Source organism: Streptomyces sp. RLA012 (assembly GCF_056270325.1).
In genome coordinates this window covers 5067988-5081321 of record NZ_JBWDPA010000002.1, presented here as the reverse complement: position 1 = coordinate 5081321, position 13334 = coordinate 5067988, and the positions used below count along the sequence as shown (strand labels likewise).

The 13334-nt window shown below is 67.5% G+C and carries 11 protein-coding genes; 3 read left to right on the top strand and 8 right to left on the bottom strand.

Going from position 1 to position 13334, the window contains the following annotated elements; genetic code table 11:
* Positions 1–33: 33 nt before the first annotated feature.
* Both RV986_RS23105 and RV986_RS23100 read right to left on the bottom strand, forming a co-directional pair.
* On the bottom strand, positions 34–243 hold the full coding sequence (locus RV986_RS23105) for a DUF397 domain-containing protein (protein WP_475919217.1): 210 nt from the start codon (positions 241–243) through the stop codon (positions 34–36).
* A complete protein-coding gene (locus RV986_RS23100) occupies positions 219–1022 on the bottom strand; it encodes a helix-turn-helix domain-containing protein (RefSeq protein ID WP_475919216.1) in 804 nt (267 codons plus the stop codon). The genes RV986_RS23105 and RV986_RS23100 overlap by 25 nt, the downstream gene beginning before the upstream one ends.
* Before the next feature lie 180 nt (positions 1023–1202).
* Between RV986_RS23100 and RV986_RS23095 the strand changes: the two genes are divergently transcribed.
* Positions 1203–1442: a hypothetical protein gene (locus RV986_RS23095; protein WP_475919215.1), complete on the top strand. Its 240-nt coding sequence runs from the start codon at positions 1203–1205 to the stop codon at positions 1440–1442.
* Between the two features lie 31 nt (positions 1443–1473).
* On the opposite strand, the gene RV986_RS23090 is transcribed toward RV986_RS23095, so the two are convergent.
* The 5 genes from RV986_RS23090 to RV986_RS23070 all read right to left on the bottom strand — a co-directional run bounded on the left by RV986_RS23090 (position 1474) and on the right by RV986_RS23070 (position 10159).
* Positions 1474–4728 (bottom strand): type I restriction endonuclease subunit R, encoded by a 3255-nt coding sequence (locus RV986_RS23090; protein WP_475919214.1) that lies wholly within the window; start codon positions 4726–4728, stop codon positions 1474–1476.
* Positions 4725–5939: a restriction endonuclease subunit S gene (locus RV986_RS23085; protein WP_475924392.1), complete on the bottom strand. Its 1215-nt coding sequence runs from the start codon at positions 5937–5939 to the stop codon at positions 4725–4727. Before RV986_RS23085 ends, RV986_RS23090 begins: the two co-directional genes overlap by 4 nt.
* A complete protein-coding gene (locus RV986_RS23080) occupies positions 5932–7578 on the bottom strand; it encodes a class I SAM-dependent DNA methyltransferase (RefSeq protein WP_475919213.1) in 1647 nt (548 codons plus the stop codon). Before RV986_RS23080 ends, RV986_RS23085 begins: the two co-directional genes overlap by 8 nt.
* Before the next feature lie 98 nt (positions 7579–7676).
* Positions 7677–9869: a DNA methyltransferase family protein gene (locus RV986_RS23075; protein ID WP_475919212.1), complete on the bottom strand. Its 2193-nt coding sequence runs from the start codon at positions 9867–9869 to the stop codon at positions 7677–7679.
* Complete coding sequence (locus RV986_RS23070) at positions 9869–10159, bottom strand: hypothetical protein (RefSeq protein ID WP_475919211.1); 291 nt, start codon at positions 10157–10159, stop codon at positions 9869–9871. The genes RV986_RS23075 and RV986_RS23070 overlap by 1 nt, the downstream gene beginning before the upstream one ends.
* A gap of 371 nt (positions 10160–10530) precedes the next feature.
* Here RV986_RS23070 and RV986_RS23065 point away from each other — a divergent pair, with 371 nt between their 5' ends.
* Together RV986_RS23065 and RV986_RS23060 are read left to right on the top strand one after the other, a co-directional pair.
* Complete coding sequence (locus tag RV986_RS23065) at positions 10531–11067, top strand: DinB family protein (RefSeq protein WP_475919210.1); 537 nt, start codon at positions 10531–10533, stop codon at positions 11065–11067.
* Between the two features lie 38 nt (positions 11068–11105).
* Positions 11106–11747, top strand: a complete 642-nt coding sequence (locus tag RV986_RS23060) for a PadR family transcriptional regulator (protein ID WP_475919209.1) — start codon at positions 11106–11108, stop codon at positions 11745–11747.
* A 79-nt stretch (positions 11748–11826) separates the two neighbouring features.
* Here the strand turns inward: RV986_RS23060 and gad are convergent, their stop codons facing one another.
* A complete protein-coding gene (gene gad, locus RV986_RS23055) occupies positions 11827–13233 on the bottom strand; it encodes a glutamate decarboxylase (RefSeq protein ID WP_475919208.1) in 1407 nt (468 codons plus the stop codon).
* Positions 13234–13334: the final 101 nt, after the last annotated feature.

Below are 13334 nucleotides of genomic sequence, written 5' to 3'. Positions count from 1 at the left end.
ACGAGGGGCTGACATGGGGGAGGGGCGGTGGTCTCAGCCCTCGGGGTGCTTGAGGTGGGCGATGAAGGCCGCCCAGGCGGAGGTGGTGACGATGAGGGCGGGGGCTTCGGGGCGCTTGCTGTCGCGGATGGGGGTGAGGGTGGGGTAGTGGTCGGCTACCTCTAGGCAGTCGCCCCCTTCGGCGTTGCTGTAACTGGACTTGCGCCACTGCGCAGCGCTCAGGTCAGGTCGGGGGGTGCGCATGTTGTGCCAGCCTCCATGATGTTCCGGATCAAGGCCACGGAATCCTGTGGCTTGAGAGCCGAGTCCCGCATCAGATCGTAGGACAGCCTGAGCTTTTCTGCGTCGGCTGGATCGGCGACGAGTTCACCCGAGTACGAACCCTCGGTGTAAACGACGGACCGGCCGTCGGGCAGCCAGAGGATCGTGACCGAGCCGCCGAGTAGATGCTGTGGTCCCGCCGAGAAGGGCAACACTTGAAGCGTGACGTTCGGGAGTTCTTCCATCTTCAGGAGGTGCTCCAACTGGCGCCTCCATGCACCGGGATCGCTCAAGGGGCGCCGAAGCGCCGCCTCGTCCAGCATCGCGCGGTACTGCAGTGCACCCCCCTCCCCATGCAGCACCCTTTGACGACCCATACGGGCCGCGACCTGTTCGTCCAGCTCCTCCTCGTCCTTGGGCCGTGCTGTGCGAAGTTGCTCTCGTGCGTACTCCTCGGTCTGGAGCAGCCCAGGGATGATGTCGGCCGTGAACTGGTACCGCATGGTCGCCTGCTTCTCCAGGTCCATGAAGTCCTTGAACTTGTCCCGGAAGACCGACAGGCGGGCCAACTCCCAGAGGTCAACCAGGTGTTCTCCGGTCCCGTACGTCATGTCCAGCGCCGCCATGACCTCCGGAGACCCCAGCTTCACCCCCGTCTCCAGCTTGTGCAGATACGTGCGGTCGTATGTCGTCTCGCCGGCGAGGTCACTCAGCGACTTGCCGGACTGCTCGCGCAACCGCGCGAGTTCCTTGGCCAGCACCAGCCTTGCTGACCCGTTGTGATGGTTACCGCGGCTCGGATTGGCCTTGCGTGGCGGCATCGCTCGCGCCCCCTGTGGTCCTGACGTGCGGGCCTACGCCCCTCCACTACCGAGAGTAGCCCGCACTCCGTCACGCTGGAGTGGCATTCGGCAACTCCGCGTAGCGAAAGGAAGGTTCACGTGAGTGCTCCGAACCCCGCCAAGGGATGGCGAATCGACCGCATCCCAGGCAAGCGTGTGACGGCAACCGAAGAGGGTGTGCGGCTCCCGCTCTGGCTGCTGTACGACGGTGAGCACAAGGCCGACACTGTGATCCGCCTCAGCCCGGCCGAGGCGGAACAACTGCACGCCGAGCTGTGCTACGCGCTCGGCGAAGGCGAGGCGCCGGCCTGTCGGCCGACTCCGGCGCGCCGGCCTTGATAGCGGGCGGGAGGAGTGGGCTGGGGGCCGCTCATGCCCACTCCTCCGCCATGACGTCGGTCTGTTTCAGTACGCGGTCGATCGCGTCCGGCGCCTTGTCCGGCGGGTAGCCGAAGAAGTCCAGCAGGAACTGGACCCTGGCCCGGATACGGTCCTGGGCCTGGCTCTTGACCCGCCAGTCGACGGTGACGTCCTTGCGGACGAGCTCGCACAGTCTGCGGGCGATGTCGCTGAGGACACCCTGCCCCATCTCCAGCGAGGAGGGGTTGGCGGCGACCGCGTCGTAGAACGCCAACTCGTCCTCGCTCAGGCCGAGTTCGACCGCGCGGGCGCGACTGGCGGAGACTTCGCGAGCGAACTCGACAAGGATGTCCATGGTCTGAGCGGTGCTGACCAGGCCGTTGTGGTACCGGTTCATCGTCTCCTGCATCCGCGCCGTGAAGGCGCGCTGCCGGGTGATGTTGCCGGGGTTGGCGTCGCGGATCTCCTTCATCAGCGAGCGGCGCAGGGCTTCGAGGGCGAGGTTGGGGTGGCGGCTCGCCTTGAGTGAGGCCACGAACTCCTCGTCCAGGTGCGACAGATCGGGCCTGGTCAGGCCGGCGGCGTCATAGATGTCGACGACATCGGCCGCGACGACGGCCTCGGCGTTGAGCTGCTCGATGAGGCGGCGCTTGTCGGCGGCGGTGGCCAGGCCCTGCTCGTTGAGACCGTCCACGTCGAGCTTCTCGCGCGAGGTGCGCACGGTGGCGAAGAACTGGATGTCCGGGAGGAGATCCTGCACGCCCGGGTGGGTCGGGCAGAGCGAGAACGCCTGGGCCAGCAGCTTGCCGTAGTGCATGAAGAGCTGCCGGCGCGTCGGCTTGCCCGGCTGGAGATCGGGCTCGCCCTCCTTCAGGAACTCCAGGACGGCGTACAGGGCCTCCTGGTAACCGTCCGAGTCGAGGGTCTCGCGCCACGGGCAGTCAACGAGCACCTTGAGGATCCGCTCGTGCATCTCCCGTACCGTCTTGACGGCTTCGGAGATGTCCGCACCGAGGATCCCCTCGTTCTGGTCGTCGTCCGAGGTGTACTCGGCGAGGGCGTCGGTGAGGTGCTGGGTCACCCCCAGGAAGTCGACGACCAGGCCCGACGGCTTCTCGCCCCAGGTGCGGTTGACCCGGGCGATGGCCTGCATCAGGGCGGCCCCGCGCATCCGGCGGTCGAGATAGAGGGTGTGCAGGGGCGGCGAGTCGAAGCCGGTCAGCCACAGCGACTGGACGATGACGAGTTCCAGCTCGTCGTCCGGCTTCGTGAGCCGTTCCTGGATGCGCTTGAGCTTCTCGGGGCTGCGTACGTACGGCGCGATCTCGTCGTCGTCCTTGCCGGGGTTTCCCGTGAAGACCACACGGATCTTGCCGCTGTCGTCGGGCAGTAGCCCGGTGTTCTCGTCGGGCTCACCCGTCCACTCCGGGCGGCGCGTGGCGAGGGCTTTGAACAGGCGGGCGGCGATCCGACGCGAGGAGCAGACGATCATTCCCTTGCCGGGATTGCCCGTCAGTTTGGTCATCTCCCGGCTGCGGTCGTCCCAGTGGGACAGGACGGTGTCGGCGAGTTTCCCTATGCGCTTCGGCGAACCGATCACACTCTCGAAAGTGGCGAACTCCGCGTGTGCACGGGCCTGCTCGGCTTCGCTCAGCCCCTCGACGAGGCCCTCGGCCTGGGCGTCCATCTCGTCCAGGTCGGCGTTCTCGGGCAGCTCGACCTTGTGGAGGATGGGCTGGTAGAAGACGCGGACGGTGGCCCCGTCCTTGACGGCCTGCGTGTGGTCGTACGTGTGGATCGTCGGCCCGAAGACGGCGAGGGTGTTGCCGGTCCTGTTGTCGATCGGGGTGCCGGTGAAGGCGAGGAACGTGGCGTTGGGCAGGGCGTCGCGCAGATGGCGGGCGAAGCCGTCCTCGAAGTCGTAGTGGCTGCGGTGGGCCTCGTCGACGACGAGGATGATGTCCCGGCGGTCCGAGAGCAGCGGATGTCGGGCCCCCGCCTCCTTCTCGGCTTTGCTGATACGGAACTTCTGCAGCGTCGTGAAGATGACACCGCCGCCCCCCTCACGTCGGGTCAGGAGGTCCTTCAACTCGGCGCTGTTGCGGGCGTTGTCGGGCACCCCGCCGATCGCCCGGTGCAGGCTGTGGCTGGCGGCGAAGGTGTTCGAGAGCTGGTCGTCGAGGTCGATCCGGTCGGTGACGAGGACGATGGTCGGATTGGACAGCTCGGGGATGCGGGTCACCTTGCCGGTGTAGAAGAGCATCTCCTCGCTCTTGCCCGCACCTTGCGTGTGCCAGATGACGCCTGCCCTGCCGTCCGTGGCGACGGCGGACCCGGTGGCGGCGAGTGCAGTGTTCACGGCGAGGTACTGGTGGGCCTTGGCGAGCTTCACCGTGTCCACGTTCCCGCCGGTGCCCTCAGCGGAGTACGAGAGGAAGTTCCCGACCAGGTCCAGGAAGTGATCGGGCTCCAGCGCCCCGGCGATCATCCGCTCAAGCGCACGGCCGTCCTCCCGCTCCTCCTCCCGCTTCAGCAGGACACCGTCCTCGGCATGCCAGGGCGCCATGTGCTCCCAGGGCGTGAAGGGCGTACCGAGACGGGCGGTCACCGCGTCGGAGGCGACAGCGACGCACAGTGTGCGGAACGTACCGTCGTTCCTCAGTTCACGCCGGTAGTTCTGGATCTGGTCGTACGCCGCGCGCGAGTCGTCACGCCCGCTCGCCTTTTTCAACTCGATGACGCCGAGCGGGATTCCGTTGACGTACAGCACGATGTCGAAGACGAACGCCCGCTCACTGGCCGCGACTATACGGACCTGCGAAGCGGCGACGAGATCGTTTCCGTGCGGGTCGGTGAAGTCGATCGGGCGGACGGTGACGCTGTGCGTCTTGTCGGTGAGCGGGTCCCTGTACTCGACCTTCAGATCGCCGGTGAGCTTCTTGTAGAACTGCCAGTTCTTGCGCACGTCGTTGCCGGGTGCCTGCCGCAGCAGTTCCGCGATCGCCTCTTCTACGGCGTGGGCGGGTAGTTGGGGGTGGCGGGTGGCGATGGCGGTACGCAACCGGGGATAGAGGACCAGGTCACCCCAGTCTTCTCGATGGCCGCTCTTCGGGTTGAGATCCTTGCCGGGAAAGTGCTGCCATCCGAACTCGGCGAGTTGATCTAGGGCGAGCAACTCCCAGTCCCGCTCGGAGGAACCATCGGAGGAGCGGCCGGTGGGGCGCCCCTCGGACTCCGGGGAATTGGCAGCACTTTCGGCAGTCATGACGTGGCATCCTCCACGACGCGCTCGGCGTCCTTGACGCGGATCTTTCCGGTGACCAGTTGGGGGAGCAGGGTGTCTCTGAGGTCGGCGAGGGTGCGGTTCTCACGCCGCACGGCACTCGCTCGCTGGGCGAGAGGCCGAACGGTCTCGGCGAAGGCCGTCGCCGCCTCCCCTTCGGGAAGCCTGACGCGGAGCTTCGCGATCCGGTCCGTGCCGAGACGGCCCGTACCGTGCCCGGCAGTGTCGACAAGCCCGAGGATTTCCTGGGTCCGGGACCTCAGGGCGAGGAGCAGCACGACCGGATCGATCCCGGGGTGGGGAACCAGTGCCTTGCAGTCCTGGCCGAAGGCCACTTCGCGCTGTGTCAGGCCGACGCGGAACTCGGAGATGAGACTCATACCGCGTACGACGAAGATGATCGTGCCGGTGGGGACAAGCCGGGTCCCGTTCTCGGCCCCGAGCCGGGTGACCTTCCGCTCCGAGTCGTCGAGCCACGGGGACTTGAGGCTTGCGGCGGAGATCCACGGGATGTCGCCGTCCCAGTAGCTCGGCTCGCTGGTCGTGGGCGTCCCGCCGGACATCCACTTCGCGGTGTCCGACAGGGCGGTCTCGCACCAGCCTTGTTCGACGGCGGAGTTCCGGATGTACAGGGCCTCGGCTAGTTCGTATGCCGTGGCGGCGATCCGCTCGTTGACGGCGATCTTGTCGTCGAGCGCGCCCAGGACTTCGGCGATGGCTTGCTGCTCGGGTACGGGGGGGAGTGGAACGCGCATACGTGCGATGTCGCGGACGTTCAAGCTCTCGAAAACCGCGCCCACGTTGGTCAGGCGGCGTACCTCTGCTTCCCACAAGGGGCCTCGCGTGACCCAGCGGAGATATGTTTGGTCGAAATTCAGGCTCCTTGAACGAAGGATCACCAGATTCTGGCCGATAGCGCATTGAAGACCAGAAGGGACTACCGCAGAGTCACCTACCCGTCCTCGTCGGGTGAGGATGATGTCTCCAGGCTGGGGCGTGGTGCGTCGCGTCCACTCCATAAGATCATCGGCAGAGATCCGGCGAACAGATGTGAGGTCTAGTCGACCATCTCGAATATTCGGAATAGCGATATATGGGAATCCGGTGCCAGCATCGGGAGGCGTTCGATGCTCACAGTCGAGGACTTCCACACCAGACAGTGACAGTTCGGCGATTTTCCAGCGACTATCCATCGAGCTGTTCCAGCCTTTCACGTACCACAGCTTCGAGGACCCTGGACTCCTCAAAGTGGGTGTACAACTCCTTCGTCAGCCTCTCCACCCTCGCCTCCACCGACTCTGTGTCCGGCTCTTCCTCCGCTTGCGCGGTGCCCACATACCGCCCCGGCGCCAACATGAAGTCGTTTTCCCGCACCTCCTCCAGCGAAGCGCTCCGGCAGAACCCGGGCACGTCCTCGTACGCCCCCGCCCCCTCCACGCCCCGCCAGGCACGGAACGTCGAAGCGACCCGCTCGATGTCTGCAGGCGAAAGCTCCCGCAACGTACGCCCGACCATCTCACCGAGCCCGCTCGCGTCGATGAAGAGCACCTCGCCCTTGCGCCCCCGTACCCACTCCGCGTGCTGCCGCCCCTTGCCCTCCGCGAGGAACCACAGGCACGCCGGGATCTGCGTGGACCGGAACAACTGGCTCGGCAGGGCGACCATGCAGGCCACGAGGTCGTCCTCGACCATCCGGCGCCGGATGTCGCCCTCGCCGCCCGACTTGCCGCTCATCGAGCCGTTGGCCAGGACGATGCCCGCCCGGCCGCCGGGGCGCAGCTTGCTGACCATGAGCTGGATCCACGCGAAGTTGGCGTTGCCGACCGGCGGGACGCCGTAGACCCAGCGGTCGTCGATGCCGAGCCGTTCACCGCCCCAGTCGGAGATGTTGAACGGCGGGTTGGCGAGCACCACGTCGGCCTTCAGGTCGGGGTGCTGATCCTCGTGGAAGGAGTCGGCGGGCTCTTCCCCGAGGTTGGCCTCGATGCCGTGGATGGCGAGGTTCATCTTCGCCAGTCGCCATGTCGTGAGGTTGCGTTCCTGGCCGTAGACCGAGATGTTGAAGCGGTTGCCGTCGTGCGCGTCGACGAACTTCTCGGTCTGGACGAACATCCCGCCCGAGCCGCACGCCGGGTCCAGGACCCGTTCCCCCTCCTGCGGCTCCAGCATCTCCACGAGCAGCCGCACGATCGACTCCGGGGTGAAGAACTCCCCGGCATTACGCCCCTCGGCAAGTGCGAACTGTGCGAGGAAGTACTCGTACACCTCGCCCAGCAGGTCCCGGGCCCCGGTACGCCTGCCGTCCTCGCCGACCTGGGCCTGGAACTCCAGTCGGTCGAGGAGCTGCACCAGGCCGGCGAGCGTCGTCTCGTTGACGCGTGGGCTGTTGTAGTCGTCGGGCAGGCTGTCCTTGAGAACCGGGTTGGTCTTCTCGATGGCCTCCATCGCGGTGTTGATGACCTCACCGAGGGAGGGGCCGTCCAGGGTCCCCCTGGCCCGTTCCATCACCTCTTCCCAGCGGGCGGCCGGGGGGACGTAGAAGAGCCCGGCGCCCGTGTACTGCCTGCGGTCCTCGACGGTCTTGAGGATCAGCTCCTCTGATGCCCGCCCTTCGAGGCCGAGTTCGGCAAGCATGCTGCCGTCCCTCAGCGCCGCCTCCAGTTGCGTCCGCTTCTCGCCCATGGCCACGGAGACGTACTTCAGGAAGACGAGGCCGAGGACGAAGTGCTTGTACTCGGCGGCGTCCAGCGTCCCGCGCAGCTTGTCCGCGGACTTCCAGAGGATCGCCTTCATGGGCTCCGGCTTGGTTTCCTTCTTCTTCCGTGGGGGCACGGGAGTTCTCACTTCTCTTCTTCGTCGAGGGGGGGGCGAGTGCGCGGCGCCTACGGCCGTGCACCACGTACAGGGAACTGTCCTACAGCCGATGCCGGTTACCGCCGCCGCAACGCCAGATCACCGTCGGCGACACCGGCCGAGATGCGTGCGGCGAGGCCGTCCAGCGCCTCCAACTGCCTGCGTACGTCGGCTCGCAGCCGTTCCGTCTCCGTCAGGATGGCCTCCAGTTCGGTGATCTCCTCAGGGGGCAGCTGCGGCAGGTCCAGGTCGCGGATGCTGACGCGTCGTACGAGCGAGCCGCTGCCGCGATGTTGGTTGCGCGGGGCCTGGATCAGATGGGCCAGCGAGTGCGGACGCATCCACAGGGCATCCGGGCGGATGGGCTCGCTCTTGGCCAGCGCCACCAGGTACTCGCGGTACTTGGCGATCCGCAGCCCTTGCACAGGCGACAGCAGTACACAGCCGCCCGCTTGGTCGACCTGGCACCGCAGCCCGTGCTCGGCCAGCACGATGACATCGCCCCGCTCGGTGATCCTGGCGGCGGAGTATGCCGCCAGCGCCTCCGGCTCGATCCGCCGTTGCCCGACCGGCAACTCACCCAGCATCTCCTCGCGGCCGATGACCGGAAGGCCGGCGTCCGAGATGTCGGAGTCCTTGATGCGGTGTCCGGTGAACGACTTCAGCTGGCCTGCGGTGAGGGGCTCGTCCAGCTTCCGGTGCCGTATCGGCGTACGACGTTTCGCGATGCCCATGTCGCCCAGCCAGTCGCGCAGTTGCGGCATCACGGCCATGGTGGCCCGGCGCGCGGTGACGGTCTCCTCGAAGTGGTCGACGTCGGACTCGGGGGCCGCGAGCCGGTGCGCGGGCAGCAGTGAGCGACGGTCCAGGAGCTGTTCCTCGCCCGGACGCGCGGATCGGAGGGGGAACGAGCGCGCGTCCCGTGGGTCGGGTTCGCTCTCTCCGAGCATCAACTGCGCCACGTCGCCGATCCACTTCCGGCCGCCCGTCCGTCGTGAGATGCGGTCGGCGTCGATAAGCAGGACCTGACGGTTGGTGTCGTTGTGTGCCGGTGGCCGCAGGACGAGCAGCGCGTACTCGGCACCTGTACGGAACGGGTGGATGCGGCGGGGAAGTTGGACGATCGCCTCGATACTTCCCTGGGTCAGCAACTGCTCGCGCGCGTCGACTGTCGGTGCGGGCGACGCACCCCGTGTACGTGCCAGAGTCCAGGCCGGTACGACGGCGTAGCCCTGCCCGCCAGGGCTGAGGCGCCGGGCTGCTTCCTGCGCCCACCACATCGGACCCTTCTCGTCCCGCTCCCGCTCCCCTGAGGCGTACGGGGGAGAGGCCAGCACGATGTCGGCGGTGGAGAAGGTCCAGGGTTCGTCGCCCGGCGCCCCTCCCCACCAGCGCGGGGTGTCGAGGTCCGAGGGGTGGGGGCAGACGTCCGTGTACATCTCATGGCTGAGGAGCCGGTACTCCAGGAGCTTCCGCCGCAGCGGGTCGGGCTCGACCGCCACCAGCTCGCCGTGGCCGCGGAGCCTGCCACGCGGGCCGCCGTCCATGCCGAGGAGCAGTTCGCCCAGGCCCGCGCACAGGCTGATGGTGGAACGCTGGCCGGGCCCTCCCCCGTTCGGCCCGATGAGCGAGGCGACGAGAGCCACGATCTCCCGGGGGACGGTGTCCATGACGAGGTCGGATTCGAGACGCTTGGCGAGTTCCACGTCCTCGTCGATGCCGAGAATCGCGTCCGCCGCCTTGCCCGGTGAGCCGATCTCGTGTGTGAGGGCCGAGACGGCCTGCCGGACATCGGGGCCGGCCGCGTCATAGTCGGTCTGCAGGCACTCCGGCAGGTACTCGGGCAGGAGGTTCTGGCCCTCGGCCCACATGGCGATGGTCGCCAGGGCCCGCGCGATCAGGGTCTCCGCCGAGCCGAGGCGATGCTTGAGCGCAACGAGGCCCCGCAGTCTCAGACCTCGCCTGAACCGGTCCCCGTACGTGGGGATCTTGCCGTTCTCATCCGGTTCCGTGTCGGGGACGGGACGCAGGTCCAGCCAGTCCGCGATCTCCAACGCGTCGAAGAGGGGCTTGCTCTCGCTGCCGCCGGTCGGTTCGGGGAAGGGGGGGCGCCGGTCGTTGGTGGCGGCCAGGGCGGCGGGGGAGAACCGGCGCCGCCAGTTGCTTACCGTCGGGCGTCCGACTTCGGCGAGTTCCTTGATCTCGCCCAGCGTGACCGGCGCGTAAGGCGCGGACGTGGTCGGCTGCGCCGACTGGTTCGCTTGGGGCATCAGACTCTCACCGGCTCGCTGCCGGCGAGCACGTCCGCCTTGCGGTCGAGGACGGCCGGGACCTGGCTGTGCTGTCGGTGCAGATCGGCCTTCTCCGGCGAAACGTACTGCATGAGCCGCAGAAGTGTGTCGAAGGCCTGCGGCAGGTGGCGGTGGCAGATGTGCTCGTCGCCGTCCCAGCAGTACAGGCGCAGGGCCAGGATGACGTCGCCGCCGCACTCGTCGAGAAACGGCTGGAACCGCTCGGCCGAGATTGCGTCGACGATCCGCTTGGCCTCGTCCTCAGTCACCGCTGACCCTCCCCCGAATGAAAGCTTCCGTGTTAGCCTCGGATTCGTGCGCCCCGGAGTACTGTCACTGCATTGCACACAGCCCGGGGCACAGCTCTTTCCGGAGCCCGGTGAGCGGGCGTACGGCAGCTGCGCGGTGACCTGACTGCGGTCTCACCTTCAACTCTGATCACATTAGACCTCGCGGGGTTCCTCACGCAATGTGATTGCTGAGAACCCGGCTTCTCAGAAGGTGTGATGGATGATCGTAGCTCTGAATTTGTTTCCGTAAGAGCGTCAGTTGCGGACAAAGGCTGACCTCAAGGGCCCGTAGTTTCGTCGGTGTCAGGCAGCAGGAGCCAGGCAGCCAGACCCGATGAAAGGCGGCGATCATGGTTACTCACGTTTCGGCTGAGGCTCCCGGCGACGAGCGCGGAGCACTGCTCTCCTTCCTGGAGGCCGAGCGGGGCGGAATCCGCCGGGCACTGCTCGGTCTGACGCCGGAGCAGGCCACGAGCCGGCCGAGCGCGAGCCAGCTGTCCCTGGCCGGGCTGCTCAAACATGTCGCCGAGACCGAGCAGGCCTGGATCGCCCGCGCCAAGGGCGAGTCGCCGGCCGTCGAGCGGGACGAGTCGACCTGGCACGAGTGCTTCGCGCTCGTCGGCGACGAGACCGTCGAGTCGCAGCTCGCGTACTGGGAGAAGGTCGCCGCCGAGACGGAGGCGTTCATCCGCTCGGCGCCCAGCCTCGATGAGACCTTCGCACTGCCCGAAGCCCCCTGGTTCCCCCGGGAGCGGGTCTCGATGCGCTGGGTGGCGCTTCACCTGATCCGCGAGACGGCCCGGCACGCCGGCCACGCCGACATCGTCCGCGAGTCCCTGGACGGCGCCACCGCCTTCGAGCTGGTCGCCCGCGCGCGGCGGGGTTGACCTCCGCGCCCTGATCTGCCCCGCCTAACCTGGACCCCATGTCAGCGATCCGTCTCCTGGTGCTGGGCGCCGTCCGCCAGCACGGGCGGGCCCACGGCTACCAGGTGCGCAACGACCTCGAATACTGGGGCGCCCACGAGTGGTCCAACGCCAAGCCCGGCTCGATCTACCACGCGCTCAAACAGATGGCGAAACAGGGACTGCTGCACGCCCACGAGATCGCCCCGTCCACGGCGGGCGGCCCGCCGCGCACCGAGTACGAGATCACGGACGAGGGCACGGAGGAGTACTTCGCCCTCCTGCGCCAGTCGCTGACCGCGTACGACCAGAAGCCGGACATCCTCTCCGCCGCGATCGGCTTCATGGTCGACCTCGGCCGGGCGGAAACCCTCGAACTCCTCCAGGAGCGGGTGCGCTCCATCGAGGAGTGGCGCAAGTCCGTGACCCAGTACTACACACCCGAGGACGGGCCCGGACAGCTCGGTCACATCGGCGAGATCATGAACTTCTGGGTCCACTCCGCCGACTCCGGCGCGCAGTGGACCCGGGGCCTGATCGAGCGGATCCAGAGCGGCGCGTACACCTTCGCGGGCGAGGGCGAACCCTTCGTCGGTGTCCTGGTGGACGGCGAGGCGAACCCGTACGCCACGGGCACCCGACACCCCGGCGACCGGAGCTAGACGCACCCGCACCCGCACCCGCACCCGAACCCGAACCGGCACCCGCACCCGAGCCCCGGGCCGGTCACGCGAAGCGTTCTCAGTGGTGGAAGCCGGTCGCCGCCTGTTTGTCCCGGGTCATGGGATGTGACTGCCGCCGCAGTTGGGGCACCAGCCGGCTCAGGTTCTCCACGAAGAGGTCCGCGAGGTCCACCGAGAAGCCGTTGCGGCACACCACTCGCAGGACGGACAGGTCCTCCCGGTTGGCGGGGAAGGTGTACGCGGGCACCAGCCAGCCGTTCTCCCGCATGCGCCGGGACACGTCGAAGACGTCGTACGCGCTCACATGGGGCGCTGTGGTGAAGGCGAAGACGGGCAACTCGTCGCCCCGGGTGAGCAGCCGGAAGTCCTCCAGCGCCTCGATCCGCTCGGCGAGCCCGCGCGCCACGTCCCGGGTCGTCCGCTGCACGGCCCGATAGCCCTCCCGGCCCAGCCGCAGGAACGTGTAGTACTGCGCCACGACCTGCGCGCCCGGCCGGGAGAAGTTGAGCGCGAAGGTCGGCATGTCGCCGCCCAGGTAGTTGACCCGGAAGACGAGCTCCTCCGGCAGCTCGGCCGCCGTCCGCCACAGCGCCCAGCCGACACCCGGGTAGACGAGCCCGTACTTGTGTCCCGAGGTGTTGATCGACGACACCCGCGGCAGCCGGAAGTCCCAGACCAGGTCCTCGTCGAGGAAGGGTGCGATCATCGCGCCGGACGCGCCGTCGACATGAACCGGGATGTCCAGACCCGTACGCTCCTGGAGCTGGTCGAGGGCCGCGCACAGCTCCGCGATCGGCTCGTACGACCCGTCGAAGGTGGAGCCGAGGATGCCGACGACCCCGATGGTGTTCTCGTCGCACAGCTCGGCCGCCGCCTGCGGGTCGAGGTGGAACCGGTCGCCCTCCATCGGTACCTGGCGCGCCTCGACCTCCCAGAAGTTGCAGAACTTCTCCCAGCAGACCTGGACGTTCACCCCCATGACGAGGTTGGGGCGCGCCCCTGGGTAGCGATCCGCGTTCCGCTGCGTCCAGCGTCGCTTCAGGGCCATTCCCGCGAGCATGCAGGCCTCGCTGGATCCGGTCGTCGAACAGCCCACGGTGGATGCCGGATCAGGCGCGTTCCACAGATCCGCGAGCATGGCCACGCAGCGTCGCTCCAGCTCGGCGGTGCGCGGATACTCGTCCTTGTCGATCATGTTCTTGTCGGTGCACTCATCCATCAGCACCCGGGCCTGCGGCTCCATCCAGGTGGTGACGAAGGTGGCGAGGTTCAGCCGCGCGTTCCCGTCGAGCATCAGCTCGTCGTGGACGACCTGGTACGCCGTGTTGGGCGGCAGCGGCCCGTCCGGGAGCCGGTGCTTGGGCGGGGCCTCGGTCATGCCACTGACGGGATTCGCCTCCCCGAAGAAGGGATTGACGGACAGCGGTCGCTCGTCGGGCTTCTCGTGACCTTGGTGGAGAGGCATGGGATCTCCCATTGAGTCGGCGGGGCGGAGGGCCCTGCGTGTCCATCCGGTTCATCCGGTTCATCCGGTTCATCTGGTTCATCTGGCTCAACTGGTACATC

What these genes read in the sequence shown, in the direction of transcription:
- RV986_RS23105 (WP_475919217.1), bottom strand. Translation starts at nt 243, where the DNA reads ATGCGCACCCCCCGACCTGACCTGAGCGCTGCGCAGTGGCGCAAGTCC.
- RV986_RS23090 (WP_475919214.1), bottom strand. Translation starts at nt 4,728, where the DNA reads ATGACTGCCGAAAGTGCTGCCAATTCCCCGGAGTCCGAGGGGCGCCCC.
- RV986_RS23085 (WP_475924392.1), bottom strand. Translation starts at nt 5,939, where the DNA reads ATGGATAGTCGCTGGAAAATCGCCGAACTGTCACTGTCTGGTGTGGAA.
- RV986_RS23075 (WP_475919212.1), bottom strand. Translation starts at nt 9,869, where the DNA reads ATGCCCCAAGCGAACCAGTCGGCGCAGCCGACCACGTCCGCGCCTTAC.
- RV986_RS23065 (WP_475919210.1), top strand. Translation starts at nt 10,531, where the DNA reads ATGGTTACTCACGTTTCGGCTGAGGCTCCCGGCGACGAGCGCGGAGCA.
- RV986_RS23060 (WP_475919209.1), top strand. Translation starts at nt 11,106, where the DNA reads ATGTCAGCGATCCGTCTCCTGGTGCTGGGCGCCGTCCGCCAGCACGGG.
- gad (WP_475919208.1), bottom strand. Translation starts at nt 13,233, where the DNA reads ATGCCTCTCCACCAAGGTCACGAGAAGCCCGACGAGCGACCGCTGTCC.